Source organism: Vibrio sp. D173a, from assembly GCF_030248475.1.
Map to the genome: position 1 here is coordinate 1 of NZ_JAHGAH010000819.1, position 883 is coordinate 883.

General features: G+C 48.7%; 1 protein-coding gene. It reads right to left on the reverse strand.

Features of this window, described 5'->3' with window-relative positions:
• Positions 1 to 883 (reverse strand): HAMP domain-containing sensor histidine kinase (locus tag KIV40_RS29530; RefSeq protein WP_285352810.1); only part of this gene is annotated, 883 nt, incomplete at both ends.

Below are 883 nucleotides of genomic sequence, written 5' to 3' on the forward strand. Positions count from 1 at the left end.
CAACGACCAATCAGGTTCTCCATGCCGACCAGAATGTCTCGCTCGTTATCCACACACAGGATTTTCAGTTGGGCGATTTCGCTGTTGACGGTCGGTGCCGCCACTTGCGGTGCAGTAACCACCTTCTCAGCTCGTGGCAAGGTAATCGAGAATACGCTGCCTTCATCTGGCCAAGAGCGCATCGAGATTTCATGCCCAAGAACGTGTGCGATGCCTTTTGAAATCGCTAAGCCAAGACCTAAACCTTGATCTGAACGTACTTGGCTACCACGAGTGAATTCTTCAAAAATCTCTTGCTGTTTATCTTCATCGATACCAGTGCCGTTATCCCATACATCAATACGCACTCGACCATTTACACGCCGTGCACCCAATACAACTTTACCACTCGGGTTATAGCGGAACGCATTGGTCAAAAAGTTCTGAATCACGCGACGCAATAGTTTGGGGTCGGATTGAATAAACAGCGATGATGGCACCATATGGAAATCGATATTCTGTTGCCCTGCCAAAGCACTGAATTCTGCATTCAGGTTGGACAGCACATCATTGATAGCGAAGCTATGGACATTGGTCTCTAGCTTGCCCGACTCTAAACGCGAGATATCCAATAGGTCACCAATCAAGTCCTCTGCCGCACCAAGTGCACTCTCGATATGCGAAGAGAGCTGCTTAACCTCTTGCTCTTTCGCGACTTCTGACAGTGAAGAAGCAAACAAGCGCGCCGCATTCAATGGCTGCATCAAGTCGTGGCTCACCGCCGCCAAGAAACGCGATTTAGATTGTGACTCTTGTTCTGACACTTGAGTGGCTTTCACCAAACGCTGGTTGAGTTTTTCAAGCTCTTGGGTACGTTCGTGAACACGAGTTTCTAGGCTCTCAT